The organism is Streptomyces sp. NPDC002520 (assembly GCF_053595235.1).
In genome coordinates this window covers 23,351-42,052 of record NZ_JBSFXG010000046.1, presented here as the reverse complement: position 1 = coordinate 42,052, position 18,702 = coordinate 23,351, and the positions used below count along the sequence as shown (strand labels likewise).

At 69.3% G+C, this 18,702-nt stretch carries 14 protein-coding genes and 1 pseudogene; 7 read left to right on the top strand and 8 right to left on the bottom strand.

What is annotated here, in order from left to right; translation table 11 throughout:
• Positions 1–315: 315 nt before the first annotated feature.
• On the bottom strand, positions 316–3,183 hold the full coding sequence (locus tag ACWD5D_RS39040) for an NACHT domain-containing protein (protein ID WP_451377556.1): 2,868 nt from the start codon (positions 3,181–3,183) through the stop codon (positions 316–318).
• Positions 3,184–3,653: 470 nt separating this feature from the next.
• Between ACWD5D_RS39040 and ACWD5D_RS39035 the strand changes: the two genes are divergently transcribed.
• Both ACWD5D_RS39035 and ACWD5D_RS39030 read left to right on the top strand, forming a co-directional pair.
• Positions 3,654–4,034, top strand: coding sequence for a hypothetical protein (locus ACWD5D_RS39035; RefSeq protein ID WP_451377555.1), 381 nt, complete (start codon positions 3,654–3,656; stop codon positions 4,032–4,034).
• Positions 4,035–4,587: 553 nt separating this feature from the next.
• Positions 4,588–7,377, top strand: coding sequence for a helix-turn-helix transcriptional regulator (locus tag ACWD5D_RS39030; RefSeq protein WP_451377554.1), 2,790 nt, complete (start codon positions 4,588–4,590; stop codon positions 7,375–7,377).
• Positions 7,378–7,578: 201 nt separating this feature from the next.
• Here ACWD5D_RS39030 and ACWD5D_RS39025 read toward each other — a convergent pair.
• A pseudogene (locus ACWD5D_RS39025) lies at positions 7,579–7,727 on the bottom strand (IS630 family transposase); the annotation flags it as partial.
• Positions 7,728–8,041: 314 nt separating this feature from the next.
• Here ACWD5D_RS39025 and ACWD5D_RS39020 point away from each other — a divergent pair.
• On the top strand, positions 8,042–8,779 hold the full coding sequence (locus ACWD5D_RS39020) for a phosphotransferase (protein ID WP_451377553.1): 738 nt from the start codon (positions 8,042–8,044) through the stop codon (positions 8,777–8,779).
• A gap of 284 nt (positions 8,780–9,063) precedes the next feature.
• Here ACWD5D_RS39020 and ACWD5D_RS39015 read toward each other — a convergent pair whose 3' ends face one another.
• Complete coding sequence (locus tag ACWD5D_RS39015; protein WP_451377552.1) at positions 9,064–10,173, bottom strand: FAD-dependent oxidoreductase; 1,110 nt, start codon at positions 10,171–10,173, stop codon at positions 9,064–9,066.
• A gap of 72 nt (positions 10,174–10,245) precedes the next feature.
• On the opposite strand from ACWD5D_RS39015, the gene ACWD5D_RS39010 reads away from it, so the two are divergent.
• Positions 10,246–10,926 (top strand): TetR/AcrR family transcriptional regulator, encoded by a 681-nt coding sequence (locus ACWD5D_RS39010; protein WP_451377551.1) that lies wholly within the window; start codon positions 10,246–10,248, stop codon positions 10,924–10,926.
• Positions 10,927–11,206: 280 nt separating this feature from the next.
• Here ACWD5D_RS39010 and ACWD5D_RS39005 read toward each other — a convergent pair whose 3' ends face one another.
• The 5 genes from ACWD5D_RS39005 to ACWD5D_RS38985 form a co-directional block, all read right to left on the bottom strand.
• A complete protein-coding gene (locus ACWD5D_RS39005) occupies positions 11,207–12,292 on the bottom strand; it encodes a sulfite oxidase (protein WP_451377550.1) in 1,086 nt (361 codons plus the stop codon).
• A 305-nt stretch (positions 12,293–12,597) separates the two neighbouring features.
• Positions 12,598–14,436: an asparagine synthase (glutamine-hydrolyzing) gene (gene asnB, locus ACWD5D_RS39000; RefSeq protein WP_451377549.1), complete on the bottom strand. Its 1,839-nt coding sequence runs from the start codon at positions 14,434–14,436 to the stop codon at positions 12,598–12,600.
• Between the two features lie 479 nt (positions 14,437–14,915).
• Positions 14,916–15,254: a Tn3 family transposase gene (locus ACWD5D_RS38995; protein ID WP_451377548.1), complete on the bottom strand. Its 339-nt coding sequence runs from the start codon at positions 15,252–15,254 to the stop codon at positions 14,916–14,918.
• A gap of 73 nt (positions 15,255–15,327) precedes the next feature.
• Positions 15,328–15,708, bottom strand: coding sequence for a hypothetical protein (locus ACWD5D_RS38990; protein ID WP_451377547.1), 381 nt, complete (start codon positions 15,706–15,708; stop codon positions 15,328–15,330).
• Positions 15,709–15,910: 202 nt separating this feature from the next.
• The gene (locus tag ACWD5D_RS38985; RefSeq protein WP_451377546.1) at positions 15,911–16,315 is read right to left on the bottom strand and encodes an ATP-binding protein; all 405 of its coding nucleotides are present in this window, start codon (positions 16,313–16,315) and stop codon (positions 15,911–15,913) included.
• 370 nt (positions 16,316–16,685) lie between these two features.
• Here ACWD5D_RS38985 and ACWD5D_RS38980 point away from each other — a divergent pair, with 370 nt between their 5' ends.
• The 3 genes from ACWD5D_RS38980 to ACWD5D_RS38970 all read left to right on the top strand — a co-directional run bounded on the left by ACWD5D_RS38980 (position 16,686) and on the right by ACWD5D_RS38970 (position 18,698).
• Positions 16,686–17,552: a helix-turn-helix domain-containing protein gene (locus tag ACWD5D_RS38980; protein ID WP_451377545.1), complete on the top strand. Its 867-nt coding sequence runs from the start codon at positions 16,686–16,688 to the stop codon at positions 17,550–17,552.
• Positions 17,549–17,800 carry a DUF397 domain-containing protein gene (locus tag ACWD5D_RS38975; protein ID WP_451377544.1) on the top strand — a complete coding sequence of 84 codons (252 nt, stop codon included), beginning with the start codon at positions 17,549–17,551 and terminating at the stop codon, positions 17,798–17,800. The genes ACWD5D_RS38980 and ACWD5D_RS38975 overlap by 4 nt, the downstream gene beginning before the upstream one ends.
• Before the next feature lie 82 nt (positions 17,801–17,882).
• Positions 17,883–18,698 carry an SAM-dependent methyltransferase gene (locus tag ACWD5D_RS38970; protein ID WP_451377543.1) on the top strand — a complete coding sequence of 272 codons (816 nt, stop codon included), beginning with the start codon at positions 17,883–17,885 and terminating at the stop codon, positions 18,696–18,698.
• Positions 18,699–18,702: the final 4 nt, after the last annotated feature.

Sequence of the window (18,702 nt, the reverse complement as noted above, 5' to 3'; positions counted from 1 at the left end):
CAACCATAGGAGGCCTTTAGGTCAGATCCTGTCCGCAATGATGCTCGGGCCGGAACGCAGACAGGAACTGTCACAAGGGCACCGTGAATCCCGGACTCATCGACATTGATCATGAAGGGAGAGCGGGAGGTGACTCCCGGAGTCATCGACAATCGACACCCGTTCTCGTGTACACAGCCAGAACAGTTCCGCGGTGAGTTGGAGCAGCCGCCGCAGTTCGTCCTCGGCAGCGGAATATCCACTCATCGTTGGCGGGTCCCCCGCCTGCCTTCGGGAGCCGGGCGTGGCCACCCGTACGCGGGGCCCGGCCGGGCCTCAACCGCCAACTGGGTGCAGTGCCTTCGCTGTCGCGATCTTGAGAAGCTGCTGTGCCGTCGCGTAGGTGCCGGCGGCCGGGCGGACCGTGGAGGCCGGGCGATACTCGACATCGAGAAGTACGTTTCCGCACAGCAGCAGGAGGCTCTCCCAGCGAGCGGCGTTCGCCTCGGACGGCACCAGGCCGACCTGCTCGTGACGCCAGTCACAGGGCCGGGCGCCGGGGTCGACGCCCGGGTGGCCGTCCGGGTCGTCCACCGCCCATGCGAAGTCCTGGGCCGCGACATCTGGGGCACTGAGAGCAGGGGTGGACGCCGCGGTCTGCGTGGCCAGCCCCAGTCTTGAGCCGTTGTCCGCGTGCCAGCTGCACCAGGTGTTGCCCCTACCCGTGGCGTGCTCGTCGAACATCCCACCGTCCACGGGCGGGTCGAGGTCCCGGATCGGGGTAGCGCCCAGCGCGCCGGTCAGGGCCTGCTCATTCAGCAGTGAGCAGGCGGCGGGAGTCGGCAGATAGGGCCCTGGCGGGCGCGCCAGATGGCCGACGGTGCCGGCCAGACTGACGGCACCCGCGGCCAGCACCGCACCGGCCAACAGCGGCGCCGGCCAACGAGCCGGAAGTCCAAAGGACCAGGACGTGGCCGGGCCTGGCGACGCCCCGGGCCCGGCCAGGTAGTCGAGCAGCCGGGCGTGGCGCAAGCGGTACGCGCCCCCGGAGAGGCGCAGCACCCCGCGGTTCCTGGCGTCGTCGAGGAAGGCCAGGATCCGCCACGGCAGCCGTCGGGTCGAGGCCAGCAGCACGCGCGCGATGGCGAAGCGGCCCCATGCCGAGGCGGTGAGGCCGTAGACGAAGGTGAGGACGACTGCGCCGCCGTTGGCCGCCGCCCACGCGGCCGGCCCGGTCTGTCCCGCCCCCGCGTGGTCCTGCCACGTGACCAGGAGCGGGACCGGCAGGAGAACCAGCGCCTCCAGACACCAGCGGCGCGGTCCGGACACCGCCAGATTGACAGCGGCCGTCAGGGCCGAGGCCCGGTCAGCGCGCAGCAGCGCCCGCGGAGTGCCCGCAGTGACGTCGGTGGCGGCCGTCGGTGTCGCCCGGATCACGAAGAAGACCGCGAGTACAACGGCGATGGGCACCGGGAAGCCCGTCGGGTAGGGGCGCTGAGGGGTCGGTACGTTGGACCACCAGGCCATGGCGACCCCGGCCGCGCCCGCCACGGTGCGTGCCGCGATCCCGGGCAGACGCGACCTGACGCTCAGCCGCACCGGTGTGGGGGCCGCAAGGTGGACGTCCGTGAGAGCCACTGCCAGCGGCAGGGCTCCCGCGAGCGCCAGCGCGGCCCAGAACGGGCAGTCGATCCCCAGCCACCGCACCGAACCGTGCAGGGGCAGCGCGGCGGTGAGTGCGACCGTCGCGGCATAGACGAACACGACGACGCAGGCCGTCGCTGCGGCCGTCTGCCGCCGATACAGCCGCCACCAGGCGAGTTCACCACCGGGCGCGCCGTCACGGACAGCGTTCCCCGCAAGGCCGCGAAGCCATCTCTCGGCATCCTTGGCGCGCCAGCGCGGCCGCGGCCCCACATCCGGCGGCGGGGTGTACGCGGCCGGTACGAGCCGTCCCATGAGGTGGGTCTCGATACGCGCTCGGGTGGAAAGAGCTTCCGCGTCGAGGAGTTCGGCCGGGTCCGCGTCCGCCACGGCGTACACCGACAGCGCCAGGCCCAGCATCAGCGGTGAGGCCAGAACGGCGCGCAGCCGCTCCGCATGCCCGCCGGTTCCGTCCTGCAGAGACACGATCACCTGCGACCACAGGCCGGAACCGTCCCGTGCCGTACGCCGTGTACTGGTGCGCAGGCACTCGACCACCTCGCGAACCGACAGTGGGCGCAGTTCCACGGCCGGCGCGGCACGCAACACGTCAGCCTCCTGCACCGCCCGCCGGTACTCCTCTGTACGGCTGGTCAGCACCATCTGGGTCTGTTCGTCGACTCCTTCGTTGAGCGCCGTGAGCGCGGCGGCCCGCTGCGGTGCGGGGATCTCGTCAAATCCGTCCAGCACCAGCAGCAGCCGGTCGGGCCGGGCCACTTCGTCTGCCAGCGTGGTACCCGCACCGGTGGGTACCGCGAGTTCAGGGTGCTCGATGGTGAGCCGCTCGGCCACCCACCGCCACAGACCCGACCTCCGCGCGTCCCAGGACGCGACGGGCAGGATCACCGGCAGCCGGCCACGCGCGTCGCGCTGTTCCAGCAGCCGCAGCGCCAGTCGCAGCGCGGCAACGCTCTTGCCCGCTCCTGGCGCACCGAGGACGACCAGCCGACGGGACGGCACACGGGCGAGGACCTCGTCAAGATCAGCCACGTCCCCGTCGAGATCCAGCGGGGCATCGTCGCCCTCTCCGCGGATGTTGGCCCAGTGGTCGAACAGACTGGGCTGCGCGGCCCGGCACATCACCGGCAGCAGCAGGTTGCCCTGCACACGGCGTACCACCAACTCCTCCCGCCACTGCCGCATCTGCTCACGAGCCAGGCCCTCAACGACGGCCTTGACCCGATTCTGCAGCACGTTGTCGTGACGGCCGTGCGAGAGCAGTCGGCGCTGCCGGGTCGTCGAGCCCAGCGCGTGCCCGGCCGCGACGGCGGCCAGCCCCACAATCACCAGCCACGCAGTACCGCTGCCGCGTGGCCCGGAGAGGCCCGTGATGGTCACGGCCACGCCACCGCCGACCAGGACGCCCACGGCGATCCACCGCAGCGCGGCTGCCCCCGCCGATAACGGGGACAGGTGAACCGGTATCCCGTAAAGGGTGATTCGGTCGATGGACCCGGCCTGGATCACGGTGTGCGCGTCACCGCTGAAGGTGTTGTCCACGCGCTTGTTTGCGCCTCGGCCCCGCCTCACGCACCTGCCCTTCCCCCTGACGGCTCGGGCCCCGTGACGTGGCGCAGACCTCGCACTGTCCAAACGGACGCAAGCGAGGGGCGGCGGCACACGAATGTACGGGGCGACGCGCGAGTAGCGTACCTCTCCCGTCACCGGCCGAGCATGTGCCGCGGCAGGCCCGGCGGCTGTGACGACGTCACACGATGACGGTGGGAGAAACCGGCGATCCGGCAGGTCGCGTCCAGGCAGGTGTGGTCTGATGCGCAATTGTCCGGGGCTCTTTCAAGCGGCGCCGCATCTGCGACACCTCCGCGTTCCGGGCACCGGGCCGCCGCGTCAGCACGGCGTCGTCGGCGGCCCCGGTCCTACACCCGCATACGTGAGCGTTGCCGCCCGTCGGGCGCGGCGGGCTATCGTTGGCAGCCCGGCGCAGGCGTCAGCGGATACAGGGAGAGGCCATGGATCCAGTCTCGGCGAGCGCGATCGCAGCCGCGATCAGCACGGCAGCGGCAAACTCCGCGGGCGGTGAGGCCGGACGGACGGCCTGGGCGTCGCTCGTCGCCTTGTGGCGGCGCACCACGCACCGGAACACGGACGCCGGTGACGAGCCGTCTGATGCTCACGATGACGAGGGGGTTCGGGCATTCGCCGCGACAGTGATCGAGGAATGCCGGCATAACCCTGCACTCGTCGCCGAACTCGCAGGCTGGGCACGGCAGTACGGCCTCGTGGACCAGACGGATCAGGGCGGTGTCAACAACACGGTGTCGGGAGAGGCCCGCGTCGACAGGCTCATACAGGGACGAGACTTCTCGGGCCCCATCACCTTCAACGGATAGTCTTCCGGCGGGCACAACTGCCCCCGTGCAGCGGATACGAGCGGTATGCGGACCGCGAGTTTGCCGTATCTCGTGGCTGCGGCCCGGTGCCTTTTGGGGCGGTTGATGCCGCACTCGACAGCGTGGCGCTCGCGGTAGCCGACCGGATCGAACTTCGGCGGGCGGCCGCCGCGCGAGCCGCGGTTCTTGCGGTTTCGCGCGTGATCGAACTTGTCCGGAAATTGTGCGAACCGCCTTTCAGCGTCATAGATCTGAGGCGGCTGTGGGTGCAAGGGAACCCGGCGTGGCGGCGCTGGCTGCACCGAGGTCGTACAGCAACCGGGTGGCCATTGCCGTGAGGTCGGCCAAGAGCACGCCACGCGTCGCAGGGCCCGGCCGATGATGCCTGCCGACGGTGACCACGGGCGGGCCTGCGGCAAGCAGTTGGCCGTCGACACACGCCTCGTCAGGTCGGCTCGGGCCGGTATCGACCTCGTTGTTGTCAGGGCTTCGCGCGAAATTGCCAGCCTGTCGATTCGTTGTGACTTGGCCGCATTGAAGATTGACTTGGAGAATGGACGCATCACTGATCGGCCGTGAGTACGACCTCGCACTGCTCGCCGACTTTCTGGCCGATGTGCCCCGCGGGGGCGGCTCGTTGGTGGTGGTCGGAGACCCTGGAGTCGGCAAGACCGCCCTGCTGACGCAGGTCGCCCACGGCGCGGAGGCTGTGGGGGTGCGTGTGCTTCGGACGGCGGGGGTGCAGTACCGAGCTGAGGCCGGCTACGGCGCGCTGCGGCAGTTGCTGACGGCGTCGCCACAGATCCGGGCCGACGCCGCACAAACCCCAGCCCTTGCCGCCGCTCTCGGCCTCGCCCCTGGCACGGCACTCGCCGCCAGCGCGGCAGCCGGCCCAGGCCTCGACGGCAATTTCGGTCACGAGGCGGTCGCCGACGCCGTGGTGTCCCTCCTTACAGACCGTCGCGGACGTCCAGCCACGCTCCTGGTCCTCGACGACGCGCAGTGGCTGGACCGGGCCAGCGCGGACGTCCTGGCCCAGGTGGCCCGGCGGCTCCTCGGCACTGGAACGGGCATGCTGGTCGCGGCCCGCACCGGGGAGGAGAGCTTCTTCGACTACGGCGGACTGCCGCTCCACGAGGTCGGTCCGCTCAGCGAAGCCGCGTCGGAGGCGCTGCTCACCTGTCGCTTCCCGATGCTGGCGCCGCGGGTCCGGCGCCGCCTGATGGCCGACGCCGAGGGCAACCCGCTGGCGTTGCTGGAACTGCCGACCACCCTGACCGGCCTCCAGCAGTCTGCGTCGCAGGCCATGCCGCGACGGCTGCCGTTGACCCAGCGCCTGCAGTCCGCCTTCGCCTCCCGGATCCAGCACCTCCCTGCGGCAACCCGGTACCTGTTGCTCGTCGCGGCGTTGGAAGGCAGCGGCAACATGCAGGTCGTCCGCCGGGCCGCGGCGGCCAGGTGCGGCATGAAGCACTGGGCACCGGCCGAGCGGGGCGGGCTCGTCCGCATCGACGAGCCCACTGGGCGCCTGGAGTTCCGGCACTCGCTCATGCGCTCAGCGGTGGTGGAGCTGTCCACCGCCGAGCAGCGCCGCGGCGTGCACCGTGCACTCGCGGAAGCGTGGGTCGGCGTGCCCGAACAGCGCGCGTGGCATCTCGCCCAGGGTGCCGACGGCCCTGACGAGCGGGTCGCCGCACTCCTGGAGGAGGTCGCCGATCTGAGCGCCACACGCGGCGACGGGCCCAGCGCCGTGGCGGCCCTGGTGCGGGCCGCGGACCTCAGCCCGGAGGGGACGGCGCAGGCCCGGCGCCTGACGAAGGCCGCGTTCCTGGGCGCCACCCTCACCGGGAATCTGCGCGACGTGCCGCGGCTGCTCGACACCGCGCGTCAGGCCTTTCCCGACGCGGATTCGCTGCCCGCCGCCGTCGCCACCGCGGTCTACCTGTTGAACAGCTACGGCGACATCGACACCGCTCACCGCGTGCTCAGCGGCGCGATAACCGCGCAGCGCAAGCCGTACGACCCTGCCGACGCCACGCTGCTGGAAGCGCTGTTCACCCTCCTGATGGTGTGCTTCTACGGCGGTCGAGCCGAGCTGTGGGCGGCGTTCGACGAAGCCCTGGCGCAGTTCACCGGCGCCCCGGAGATCCTGGAGGTGGCCCGGGCCACCTTCGGCGACCCCGCCCGCGCCCGGCCCGCCGACTGGGCCCGTCTGGACGCCGCCGTCGACGTGGCACTCGGCACCGCGGACCCGTTGCAGGTCGTGCGGGTCGGCATCGCCGCCTCGTGCGTGGACCGCCTCGGCCCTCTGGAGGGGCCGCTGTGGCGCATCGGCTACGGCGAACGCGCCGGAGACAATGTCTTCCCAGCCATCCAGGCCCTGGTCCTCTTCTGTCACCAGGCGTGGTTCGCGGGACGCTGGGACGAGCTGCGCGCCGTAGCCCGCGACGCGCTGGACCTGTCCGAGGACCACCACTACTCGCTGCGTGCCTGGCCCGCGAAGTACCTTCTTGCCAGCGTGACCGCCGTCAGCGGCGACTTCACGGCCGCATGGCGGCTCGCCGACCAGATGGAGCAGTGGGCCTGGTCGCGACGCGCGCGCACCGTCCGGTTCTACGCCGCCCATGTCCGTACGCTGGCCGCACTCAGCGCAGGCGACTTCGAGGCGGCGTACCGGCACGTGTCGACCATCGCACCGGCCGGCTCGCTGCCACCCTTCGTCCGCAACGCGCTATGGGTCTTCCTGGACACGGTGGAAGCGGCAGTGCGTTCCGGACGACGCGACGAAGCTCTGCACCACATCGCCGCCGCCCGCGACGCCGGTCTGCACGACGCTTCCCCGCGACTGGAGTTCGTCCTCCTCGGCGCCGCCGCTCTGGCCGCCGGAAGCGACGAAGACGCCGAACTGCGCTTCGGCACCGCCCTGTCACTCGAGGGATCCGAACGTTGGCCTTTCGAACGGGCACGCATCCACCTCTACTACGGTGAACGACTGCGACGCCACCGCGCCCCGGCCCTGGCACGAGAGCACCTGGAGACCGCCCGGGGGATGTTCACCCAACTCGGCGCCGTGCCCTGGGCAGATCGAGCCGCGAAGGAACTACGCGCCTGCGGCGGCCGGGCACGAGGCCAGAGCATTGGATCCGATGGCCCCGAGCTGACCCCCCAGCAGCGGGAGATCGCCGGCCTGGCCGCGGCGGGGCTGACCAACAAGCAGATCGGGGAGAAACTCTTCCTTTCCCCGCGGACCGTCTCCTCGCACCTCTACCAGCTCTTCCCGAAGCTCGGCATCACCTCGCGCGCCGCGCTGCGCGACGCGCTGGAGTCGCTCGACCGGCAGTGAGCGCTCATTCGGGCGCTGAATGTCGAAGACGGCGAATCCTCACTGACCGGCATGGCCCGCGCCAACGCCACCCGGCGCGCGCAAGCAGCCGCCGACCCTCACTGCCAAGAACCGCACTGCGCGACCGCCACGCGCTACATCGAAAGGCGTACACGACCTGGTGACCATGCTCTTCGGTCTTGTCAATGGTCCGGAAAGCCAGGCCCGCTCCCTGCGTTGGGCGGCCAGCACATCGGGATGTCGGCATTCCGGCTGCGCCAGCGGAGACACGCGTGGAGGGCCCGGGTCTGTCCGGTGTGGTTGTGGTGAGGGGAGTTGGCGATCGTGAACTGCGGCAGCGGACCGAACCGAAGTAATCCTCCATCGGGTTCCGACCATCGGCCCTGCGAACCAATGAGGTCAGGCACTGGCTGCCGTGGTCGGGGTCATGGCCGGGCCGACCATGCGTGTCCGGCCACGCGCTGCGGGGGTGCGCAGCCGACTGAGCCTCCGCCAACTTGAAGTCGAAGGTCAAAGGGCTGGTGTGACCGGTTCTCGAGGTGCTCGCGCTGGCAGTCGGCGGCTGTCTGCGGAGTAGATCATCTGGCGGAGTTGCCTCAGCGGGGATCAAGCGCCGAGACGAGTTATTGGGCGTTTAGAGGCAGTGATCAGGCAGGGTGAACGGATGACTGAGTCGTTTTTGCCCGGAGGTTTCGTCAATGCGGTCGTTCGTGTCGGGGACACTGTGCGCCGTCCGGCCTCGGCTCGCACGAAGTTCGTGGCTGATCTGCTGAGGCTGCTTGAAGCCAGTGGCTGGAGTGGTGCTCCGCGGTATCTCGGTGTGGACGACGAGGGCCGCGAAGTCCTCAGTTACCTCGACGGCTATGTGGCGTGGGAGCCACGACAACCTGCTGCTGTGTCATCGGACGAGAGTCTGGTGACGGTCGCCCGGCTCGTGCGTGAGTTCCACGACCTGATGGCTGGCACCCCGCTGGCCGGAGACCAAGAGGTCGTGTGTCACAACGACCTGTCGCCCAAGAACACGGTCTATCAGCTGTACGGTGGCGAGCTTCGGCCGACTGCATTCATCGACTGGGACCTTGCTGCGCCAGGCGCACGGATCCACGACATCGCTCAAGTCTGCTGGCAGTACCTCGATCTGGGCCCTTCGGTCACCGATGTCGAGGAGGCAGCCCGACGCATGAGGCTGATCGTTGACAGCTATGAGTTGTCCGACCGGCAGCGTCTCGTACCCACGATCCTGTGGTGGCAGGACCGGTGCTGGCGGGGCATCCAGACCCGGGCTGACGCGGGTGACGTCGCCATGGCCCGACTCCGTGACGCAGGGGCGGTGAGGCAAGTTCAGACGGCCTATGAGTGGGTTTCCGATCATCGGGGTGCATTGGAGCGCTCAGTGCGGTGAGCGTTTGGGTAACGGCCCCAGTCGGTTCGCTGGTTCCGTCCCGTGGCGGCCGGACGGTCTTCTACGGCCCGACGCATGCTGAATCCAGAACTTCTGGAACAAATCACCGCACGCCGTGCGGAACTGGGTGAACTCGAGGAACAGCTGGCCAACCAGCTGGCGGTGGAGCGCCGGTAAGACCGGGACGAAAGTCCCGGCACAGCGCGTTGAAGCAGGAAGCCCCCGGAAGGGTCGGACGACCCAGGCCGGAATTCCTGGACTTCAGGCCAGGGAGCACGTCAACTTCAGCCAGGTTGGAAGAATGCGAGCATTTTCTGGCCAGCGTCCGGCGACGTCATCAACTCCTGCATGTCCGCGGACATCCGGGCGGCCGCGCTGGTGCGTTCGAACATCTCGCGTTCGTATTCTTTGACGGCGGCGGGAAAGTCGTCCGGGTGCGCGGCCAGCGCGAGGCCGAGCAGGGCGCCGTCGAGCAGCGCCATGTTGGCCCCCTCCCCCACCGGCGGCATCAGGTGTGCGGCATCGCCAAGCAGCGTGACGCCTGGCGTCGACGGCCAGGTCAGGCCGACCGGGAGAGCAGTGATCGACCGTGGCACGATCGTGTCGTTGCAGGCTGCGATCAGTGCGTGGAACCGTGGGTCCCAACCGGTGAACTCCTCGATCAGCCGCGCCCGGGCGGCGGCTGGGTCGTCGAACGGGATCCCGCTGGTGGCGAACCAGTCCTCGGCAGTGTTGTAGAAGCTGAGGCCGATGCGAACGCAGCCGTCGCCATTGCGCTGCGCCCCCAGGGATTGTCCGTTGCCGAGCACCCAGTAGTTGCCGCGTCCGACCATCGCCGCGAGGTCGGGGTAGGTGGCGTCGATGTCGGGAATGCAGATCTCGACGACGTTTTGACCGATGTGCGCCGGTCGAGCGTCGGTGAGCAGTGCGCGGACCCGGGAGTTCGCGCCGTCAGCGCCGACCAGCAGGTCATACGTCGCACTGCTGCCGTCAGCGAAGTGCAGCACGCCGTTGTCGGCGGATTCGAACGCGTGCCCCCAGCGCACCGTGTGTTCAGGGAGAGAGTCCAGCAGCAGGTTACGCAGATCGGCACGGTCCACCTCGGGTCGCTCAAGCGGGGCACCCTCGGGCGTGTCCTCCTGCAGCAGCAAGGTGCCGTCCGGGTCGAGAAGCCGCATGTCCTGGCCTTCACCACGGGCAATCGCGTAGAACTGGTCGATCAGACCGGCCTCGCGCAGCGCCCGCTGGCCGGAGTGGATGTCCAGCATGCCGCCCTGACCGCGCGCACCGCGTGACGATTCACGTTCATGCACGACGGAATCCATGCCGTTCACGTGCAGCACACGGGCGAGAGCCAGGCCGCCGAGGCCGGCTCCGACGATGGCAATGGTCATGGCCGCTTCCCCTTCGATACGCCGTACTGTCTCGATACATTGTATCGCTCGATGCGATGTATTGTTAGCGGCATGTTGGTGTGGGAGAGGCCGGAGCCACCGAATCGACCCGTGCCGGCCCCGCTGAGCCGGGAACGAATCGTGCGAACGGCGATCCAGCTGGCCGATGCGGACGGCCTGGACGCGGTGTCGCTGCGCAAGGTCGCCACCGCGCTGGACGTCCGTCCGATGCGGCTTTACGGCTACATCGCCAGCAAGGAGGAGTTGCTCGACCTCATGGTCGACGCCGTCCACGCCGAGATCCGGCCGGTCGGAGACGGCTGGCGGGAGATGCTCCGGTCTCTGGCCGAAGCCACTCGGCACGCCGCTCACGAGCACGAATGGCTCGCCGAGCTACTGGGTGGCCGACCCCAGCTCGGCCCGCACGCGCTGGCCACTGGAGAGACCGTGGTGGCCGCACTGAGCGGCGTCGACGTGGACGCCATCATGCCGGTGGTCGCCGCGGTCAACGCGTACGCGATCGGCGCGGTGCGCCGGGAGGTCGCCGAGCGGCGTGCCGAGCGGGCCACCGGGATGGACGAGAAGCGTTGGCAGGCCTCACTCGGGCCCTATCTGGAGCGGACCTTCGCCACCGGCCGATTCCCCGCGCTGGCCACGGTGGTGCGCGATGCCGCCCACCTGGACGCCGACCACACTTTCCGGATCGGTCTCGACTTTCTCCTCGACGGCATTGAAGCCCGCATCTCAAACTGACGCGCGGCCGAAGGACCGGACGAACGCCGACCGTTGAGACGCCGCAGCCTCACCAATACTGAAGAAATGCCGCGGGGGGCCGCTCAGAAAACGGTTCCGCTCTGCGTGACGCCCAGGTGGCCATGGCTCTGGCATGGCACAGAGCCGGCGGTGGAAGCCGGAGAAGGACGGGAAGAAGTCAGGGGCGACGGGATCGCGCAATCCGCGGATGCGGCGGGCGCGTTCATATCCGCGGGTTCGCCGGCCTGCCGTCGGGACTTGCGGCCTGGCCGCCCAGGTTTCAGCGGTCGCAGGTGACGTGGAGGCGGGCCCAGGTGTTGTTGGCGTAGCCCCTGGGGTTCCAGACCGTCGCTGGGGACTCAGGCTGTACGGCTGCGGTGGAGTCCCAGGCGCGGGCGAGGAGTTCCGTCCCCCCTGCGGGGAGGGTGAGCGTGGCGCGCCAGTGCTGCCACGTCCACGGGTTGTCCGGTGCGTGCAGATCGGCGTGGACCCACGTGGTGCCGCCGTCGGCGGACACGTCCACGCGTGTCACCGTGCGGTCGTCGCCGGCAAAGGCCACGCCGCTTACCTCGGTAGGTCCGGGCGGCAGCTGGGCGTCTTTGCCTGGCCGCAGGATGGCGATGTGAATGACGACCGGCCCGAGTGTGATGCCGTCACCTGGTCCTGCCTTGTGGGGGTCGGCCTCGGGAGGCAGGAGGCTGTATTCCCACTGGAAGTAGTTGTCGGACGGTTCGGTCTGTGCGGTGATGTGCTGGAGCCATTTGACGCTGCGGGCGCCTATGTAGCCGGGGACGACGACGCGCAGCGGGGCGCCGTGCGCGACGGGAAGTGCCTGATCGTTCATCGCCCAGGCCAGGAGCACCTCACTGGAGGTAGCTTTCGCCGCTGGTATGGAGGCGCCGAAGGGCTGTGGCGGGTCGGCGTCCTGTGACACGTCGGCACCGGTGAAGGCGATGTGGGCCGCTTCTGCCTGCAGCCCTGCCTCGGTCAGTACGTCCGCCAGGCTCACACCGGTCCACCATGCCGTGGAGATGGCTCCGGGGCCCCAGGGGACCTGGCCGGGTATGTCGCGGAACTCCACGAGGTCGGCGCGGCGGTTGCCCGCGCACTGCAAAGTTGCGAGCACTTTCCGTTCGGGGAAGCGGCGCCGCAGTTCGTCCAGTGACAGTTCCAGCGGGCGGTCGACCGTGCCGTCCACCCGTAGCCGCCAGCTCGCCCCGTCCAGGCGGGGTATCGGGGCATGGTTGCGGCCATAGAACGTGTCCAGAGGGGTGACCGGGTCCACGAGCGCGCCAGGCGGTGGTTCAGCGTTGTAGGGCTCTCTCTGGTGCACGATCATGTCGTCTCGCTTGTCCCATATGCCCATACCGCCACTATGCTCGAAGTCCTTCCAAGCGGCACTTTCGATCCCGCTCGGTTTCGGCGGCAGCGACAGAATGCGCATCGCCGCGGCGTCCAGTAGGAGAGCGCGGCGCGGCGGCGTCAGCGTCCGTGGGCCTTTCGGGTGGATCCGTTCTGTAGTGTTCGGCCTGATCAGAGGTGGGTTGGCCGATCAAGGCAGGATGTTCCGCATGGGGCAGAGGGTATGCGTGTCCGCCGAGCTGGCGCCCGGCGGCTCGCGCGGGCCGGGCCGGTCCCGCCGGTCGGCTCCGGCCCGCGGCGTGCCCGGCGTCAGGTCAGTGACACCTCGGGCTTGTACATGTCCAGCCACAGCGCCATGTTCACGGTGCGCTCAAGGCCGCGCCTGGACGCCAGCGTGAACTGCGGGGAGTCCCGGTGCGCGTCCTGGTGCACCCGGTCCCGGTCGAGCAGGTCGAACACCGGGTGGGAGGGACGGGCGAGGATGTCCTTGACGTGGTTCTGGATGGCGACGGCGTACTGCGGGTCCTGCGTCGACGGGTAGGGGCTCTTGGCCCTGTCGTACACGGACCGCGGGATCACATCGGCGGTCGCCTCCCTGAGGAGGCTCTTCTCCCGGCCGTCGAACGACTTCAGCGACCAGGGAGCGTTGTACACGTACTCGACGAGCCGGTGGTCGCAGAACGGCACCCGCACCTCAAGGCCGACCGCCATGCTCATACGGTCCTTGCGGTCCAGCAGCAGCTGCACGAACCGGGTCAGGTGCAGATAGCAGATCTTCCGCATCCGGTACTCGAAGTCGCTCTCCCCGTCGAGACGGCGGATGTCCGCGATGGCGGTGCCGTAACTGTCGGCGACGTACGTCTTCAGATCCAGGGCGTTGGTGAGCGCGGGGCTCAGGATGCCGAAGTCGCTGCCGAACCGCTCGGACTGGGCCTTCCACGGGAAGGTGCCGGCGCGCCTGGCCTCCTCGTCGAAGAACTGGAGGTAGCCGCCGAAGACCTCGTCGGCCGACTCGCCGGACAGCGCGACAGTGGAGTGCTCGCGGATCGCCCGGAAGAGCAGGTAGAGCGAGGAGTCCAGATCGCCGATGCCCATGGGCAGGTCGCGCGCCCGGATCGTCGCCGCCCGTACGTCGAGGTCGGCCAACGTCTGCGTGCTGAGAACGATGTCCTGGTGCTCGGTGCCCGAGGCGAGGGCGACGTCGTGCACGAACGGGGCGTCGGGGGTGGCGCGCAGCTCGTCGGCGACGAAGTTGTCGGCGTGGCCGACGAAGTCCACGGCGAAGCTGCGTACCTTCTCGCCCTGCTCGGCGAGTTGGCGTGCGGCGATGGCGGTCATCGCGGAGGAGTCAAGACCTCCTGACAGCAGGGTGCAGCGCGGGACGTCGGCGACGAGCTGGCGGCGGACGATGTCGTTCAGCAGCGAGCGCACGTTGGCGATGGTGGTGGCGCGGTCGTCGGTGTGGGGACGGCTCTCCAGCTGCCAGTAGACGCGCCGGTGCATGCCCTGCCGGTCCACGGTGAGGACGGTGCCGGGCTCCAGTTCGCGCATGCCGTCCCAGATGGCGTGTCCGGGGGTCTTGACCATGGCGAACATCTCCCGCAGTCCGTCGAGACGGACCCGGGCGGGGGCGAGCGGGTTGGCGAGGATCGCCTTCGGTTCGGAACCGAACAGCACACCGTCGGAGGTCGGGTAGTAGTAGAGCGGCTTGACGCCCAGGCGGTCGCGGACCATCACGAGCTGGTTGCGGCGGCCGTCCCACACCGCGAAGGCGTACATGCCGTTGAGCCGCTCGGCGAGCGCGTCCCCCCATTCGAGGTAGGCGTGCAGGACCACCTCGGTGTCGGAGTCGGTGGTGAAGCGGTGGCCGCGGTCGGTCAGCTCGCGGCGCAGCTCGGTGAAGTTGTAGGTCTCGCCCGAATAGACGAGCACCACGGTGCCTTCGGGGGTCGTCACGCTCATGGGCTGCCGCCCGCCGGGAAGGTCGATGATCGCGAGCCTGCGGTGGCCGAGGGCGGCGGGGCCCTCGACCCAGGTGCCTCGGTCGTCGGGGCCCCGGCACGACATCGTCTCGGTCATCGCGTCCAGGGCCGCGTCCTCGGTTCGCAGATCACGATCGAAGGACACCCAGCCGGTGATCCCGCACATGTGTTACCTCCCGCGTCGGCCTCCGGGGCGAGTCCGGCGCTCTGCGGCTCCGCATGCGGCCTGAGTCCCGTACCCACTCCCGGCAAACCAGTTGTATTGAGCAGCTAAGTCGGGCGTGCGGTCGTCGGATCTCGGCACGCTGCCAAGGAATACCCGAGATCGCGCCCCGCTTGCCCAGCCCAGCAGCTTTCACATCCTTTCGGCGGAGGGACTGTCCCGCGAATGAGCCTGTCTCACATTCGTGGCTTCGGAGAGTGAAGTGATCCAAGGGGGATGAGAGGCATTGTCAAATTGTCCGTGTGCCGGCTGACTGAGGGCATGTCATGGACTCCGCGACGAGCCCTGCCTCATCTTCATCTCACCCACTTCTGCACCACCGGCGACGCCGCTACTCTCGCCCGCACACTCCGCCCCGCCGTGGACGCCACAAACGTCGTCGCCATGCAGGGCGGCACCAGGCTGAAGGACGCTCCAGCCAATCAGTGACCGGCGGTGACCCCACGCGGCACCCAACAGGCACGCACTCCGCAACCGACCTGTTCGCGTCCGTATGACCATCTCTCGACTTGAAGATTCTGTCCGAGGCTCCGGGTCGACGACCGGTCCGGGCCGGTCAGTGCGCCGTCCTGGCCGTAGTGGAGCGCGGTGTTCGCACTGGTCCAGTTCTCGACGTCTTGGAGCCCGCCGTGGATCTCCCGGCGTAGGCCGTGGCCGGCGAGGTAGTCGCAGGTGAAGACAGTGCGCGCCGCGCGGCCGAGTTCTTCGAGCGCGCGTAGGGAGGCTGTTCCACCAGTACCGGGTGCTGGTGAAACTTGCACTCACCGCCCCAGCCACGTTCCTGCTGGACCCGCGAAATACGGGTCTGGCTCGGCTGTCTGGCAGCCGGCGGGATCACGGGGCCTCGCCGCTCCTCGATGACAAGGGCGCCCAGGTGTACCGGACGGGCACGCCGTGGTCGTGGAGCCAGGCGGTCTCGCGGTGCCGGAGTTCATGCGCGGACTCCGGGGCGATGGCGCTGGGCCAGCGGACGAGTACCGCGGCGACGTGGCCTGTCTGTACCAGCTGTCTCACACGCCGCCACCCCCTGCGCTGAGCCGGGTCGGGCTCACCGTACGTGTCGGTGACGACCTCGGCGATCGTCAGTCCGCGCTCCTGAGCGAACGCGTGGCCTTCTGTCTGCGCGCACTGCGTGGCTGCCCCGGGCGCGCCCGGGGCTCGGTCGGCGCATACGTACAGCACGACGGGAGAGGCGGTTTCGCCGTGGGCGGTCATGGGCGCCTTCTGTAGGTGGATCGAGGAGAAGGGATTCCTCGCCGCGCGAAGGGAACGTAGCGGGCCGTGCGGTGCTGACTGCGTCTCTGCCGTTGGACGGGGCAACTGGTCCCGTGCGCAGCCGGCCGGGCGTGGCCACGCTGCATCCGGGCTGTCGCTGCCGGGCGGGCGCCACATGCGGCGCCGACCGGTGCCCATGGCATCAGGGGTAGGCCGTCAACTCCGCCCAGACGACATTTCCTTCGGCCCGCGTCGAGCATGCGGAGCCCCAGCGGTCGGCGAGTTGCTCGACGAGGAACAGGCCCCGCCCGCCCTCCTCGTCGGGGCCGACGCGGTGCTCGGGCGGGCGGACCGGGGTGCGGCCGTCGTCGTGGAGTTCGATACGCAGGCGCCGCTCGTCGCCGGTCAGTGTGAGGCCACACAGGACGTGATCGCTGTCGGTGTGGAGTACAGCGTTCGTGGTCAGCTCGGAGACCAGCAGCACCGCGTCGCAGCATGTGCCGCCGGGCACCTTCCAGGCACGGAGCCGGTCGCGCACGGTGTCGCGGGCGGATCTCGCGCTGGTGCGCAGAGCGGGCAGGCCGAACCAGTACTCCCGACGAGGCACGGTCGTGACTAACGCAGGGGTCGAGACAGGGGCTGAGGGCGTGGGCAGAGTCACGGATGTTGCCTTCCAGTGCCCTCGGGGGACGGGCGCGGTGTGGGGGTGCGGGCTGCGGCTCGAGCGGTGAGAGGCGTATGCCGGCGCGGGCGCCCTGGGGTGGGGGTGCCGACGACGGCATCAGCACCACGCGTCCCGTCCGGGCCGGATGCTGCGTCAGAGCTGTGACTCGACCGCTCACAAGTCAACTATGCGCGTGATCGTGCTCACGCTGCAACCGACTCCCTGATAATTTCAGCAGAGCGGGTATCACCCTGGCGTCGCCATCAAGTCACTGCCAGAATGGCGATGTTGATGATCCCTCAGGAGGTTGGGCGTGAGTGAGGCCCGTTCCGGCACCAGCGCGCCGACAGTCCTGCGCATGATCCTCGGCCGCCGGCTGCAGGACATGCGGCTCGGCGCCGGTGCCTCGCTGGAGGACGCGGCAAAAGCACTGCGCGTGAAGACCTTGACGATCCGCCGGCTGGAAAAGGCCGAGGTCGCACTGAAGCCTCTCTACGTGGAGAAGCTCCTGGAGACCTACGGAGCGGACCGCCAGGAGATCGACGAGTTCGTCGATCTGGCCGAGCAGGCCAACGAGCCCGGCTGGTGGCACTCCTACCGCGACGCCGTCCCCAGCTGGTTCACCGCCTACGTCAGCCTGGAGACCGGCGCCAAGACCCTGCGCACCTATGAACCCCAGTACGTCACCGGCCTCCTGCAGACTCCCGACTACGCGCGCGCCGTACTGCGCGGCGGGTTGCCGCACGGCAGCGAGGAGGAGCTCGCGCGCCGCGTGGAGCTGCGGCTGCGCCGCCAGAGCCTGTTGGAGCGGGAGGACGCCCCCACGTTGTGGGTGGTCATGGAAGAAGCCGTCCTGCACCGGGCGGTGGGCAGCCCCGACGTGATGCGGGAGCAGATCGAGCGGCTCCTGGACGTCTCCGAGCTCGCGCACGTCAGCCTCGACATCGTGCCCTTCTCCGCGGGTGCGCATGTCGGGGCGTGCGCCCCGTTCACGTATTTCCGGTTCGAGGAACCCGAGCTGCCCGACGTCGTCTACAGCGAACTCCTGTCCGCCTCCGTCTACCTGGACCAGCGCGCGGACGTCGTCGCCCATCTCGAGGCGCATTCCCGTATGGCGCTGCTCACGTCGTCCGAGGACAGCAGAGCGCTCTTGAACCGCATGCGCAAGGAGTACTCATGACGATCATCGACGAAGGCGTCTACAACGGGATGCCGGCCCGTGATCTCGGGGAACAGGGCTGGGAGCGCCCCTGGAGCGGGCCGAACGGCGGCCAGTGCGTCGAGACGAAACAACTCGCCGACGGCCGCGTGGCCGTACGGCAGTCGACCGACCCGGCCGGGCCGGCGCTGATCTACTCGCCGGAGGAGATCGCCGCTTTCGTCCGCGGGGTCAAAGAGGGCCTGGCCGATCACTTGGCCGCCGGGTGAACCGGCGGCAGGCACGAGGGACGACGACACCGGTCCCGTTCCTGGCCTACGGGCCGACAGACACACGCGTGAAGGGGAGAACATGACCACCAGGCAGGCCGGCCGGGATCTCGACACGAGCAGGCCGCACTCGGCCCGGATGTACGACTACTTCCTCGGTGGCAAGGACCACTTCGAGATCGACAAGGAGGCGGCCCTGGTCGCCGCCGAAGCCCATCCCGGCATCTACATGACCGCCCGCGAGAACCGGGCGTTCATGCACCGGGCCACCCGGGTCCTGGCGCAGGAGCACGGCATCCGCCAGTGGCTGGACATCGGCACGGGCATCCCGACCGAGCCCAACCTGCACCAGGTCGCACAGTCCGTCGCGGTCGATGCCCGGGTCGTGTACGCCGACAACGACCCCCTCGTCCTGAAGTACGCCGAACGCCTCATGCGCAGCACGACGCAGGGACGCACGGCCTACATCGAGGCCGACGTCACCGACGCCGATTCACTGATGGACGCCGTGGAGGCCTCTGAGGTGCTGGACTTCGACCAGCCCATCGCCCTCTCCCTCAACGCGCTCATGCACTTCATCACCGACCCGCACGACCCGTACGCCGTCGTCCGCCGGCTGCTCGACCCGCTCCCGCCGGGCAGCGCCCTCGCCATGAACCACTGCACGCCCGACTTCGACCCCGTCACCTGGAACAAGGTCGCGGAGGTCTACACCAAGTCCGGGTCTCCGGTGCAGTTCCGTTCACACAGCGACGTCAGCCGCTTCTTCGACGGACTCGACCTGATCGACCCCGGCATCGTCTGCTGCCACCGCTGGCGGCCCGCCGGCCCCGCCGACGGGACGGAGCCCACGGACGCCCAGATCAGTCTGTTGGCGGGCGTCGGCATCAAACGCTGAGCCG

Excerpts from the sequence above, each read along its gene's own strand:
- ACWD5D_RS38970 (WP_451377543.1), top strand. The coding sequence starts at position 17,883 with ATGACCACCAGGCAGGCCGGCCGGGATCTCGACACGAGCAGGCCGCAC.
- ACWD5D_RS39030 (WP_451377554.1), top strand. The coding sequence starts at position 4,588 with ATGGACGCATCACTGATCGGCCGTGAGTACGACCTCGCACTGCTCGCC.
- ACWD5D_RS39005 (WP_451377550.1), bottom strand. The coding sequence starts at position 12,292 with ATGGGCATATGGGACAAGCGAGACGACATGATCGTGCACCAGAGAGAG.
- ACWD5D_RS39015 (WP_451377552.1), bottom strand. The coding sequence starts at position 10,173 with ATGACCATTGCCATCGTCGGAGCCGGCCTCGGCGGCCTGGCTCTCGCC.
- ACWD5D_RS38975 (WP_451377544.1), top strand. The coding sequence starts at position 17,549 with ATGACGATCATCGACGAAGGCGTCTACAACGGGATGCCGGCCCGTGAT.
- ACWD5D_RS39020 (WP_451377553.1), top strand. The coding sequence starts at position 8,042 with ATGACTGAGTCGTTTTTGCCCGGAGGTTTCGTCAATGCGGTCGTTCGT.
- asnB (WP_451377549.1), bottom strand. The coding sequence starts at position 14,436 with ATGTGCGGGATCACCGGCTGGGTGTCCTTCGATCGTGATCTGCGAACC.
- ACWD5D_RS38990 (WP_451377547.1), bottom strand. The coding sequence starts at position 15,708 with ATGACCGCCCACGGCGAAACCGCCTCTCCCGTCGTGCTGTACGTATGC.
- ACWD5D_RS39010 (WP_451377551.1), top strand. The coding sequence starts at position 10,246 with ATGTTGGTGTGGGAGAGGCCGGAGCCACCGAATCGACCCGTGCCGGCC.
- ACWD5D_RS39035 (WP_451377555.1), top strand. The coding sequence starts at position 3,654 with ATGGATCCAGTCTCGGCGAGCGCGATCGCAGCCGCGATCAGCACGGCA.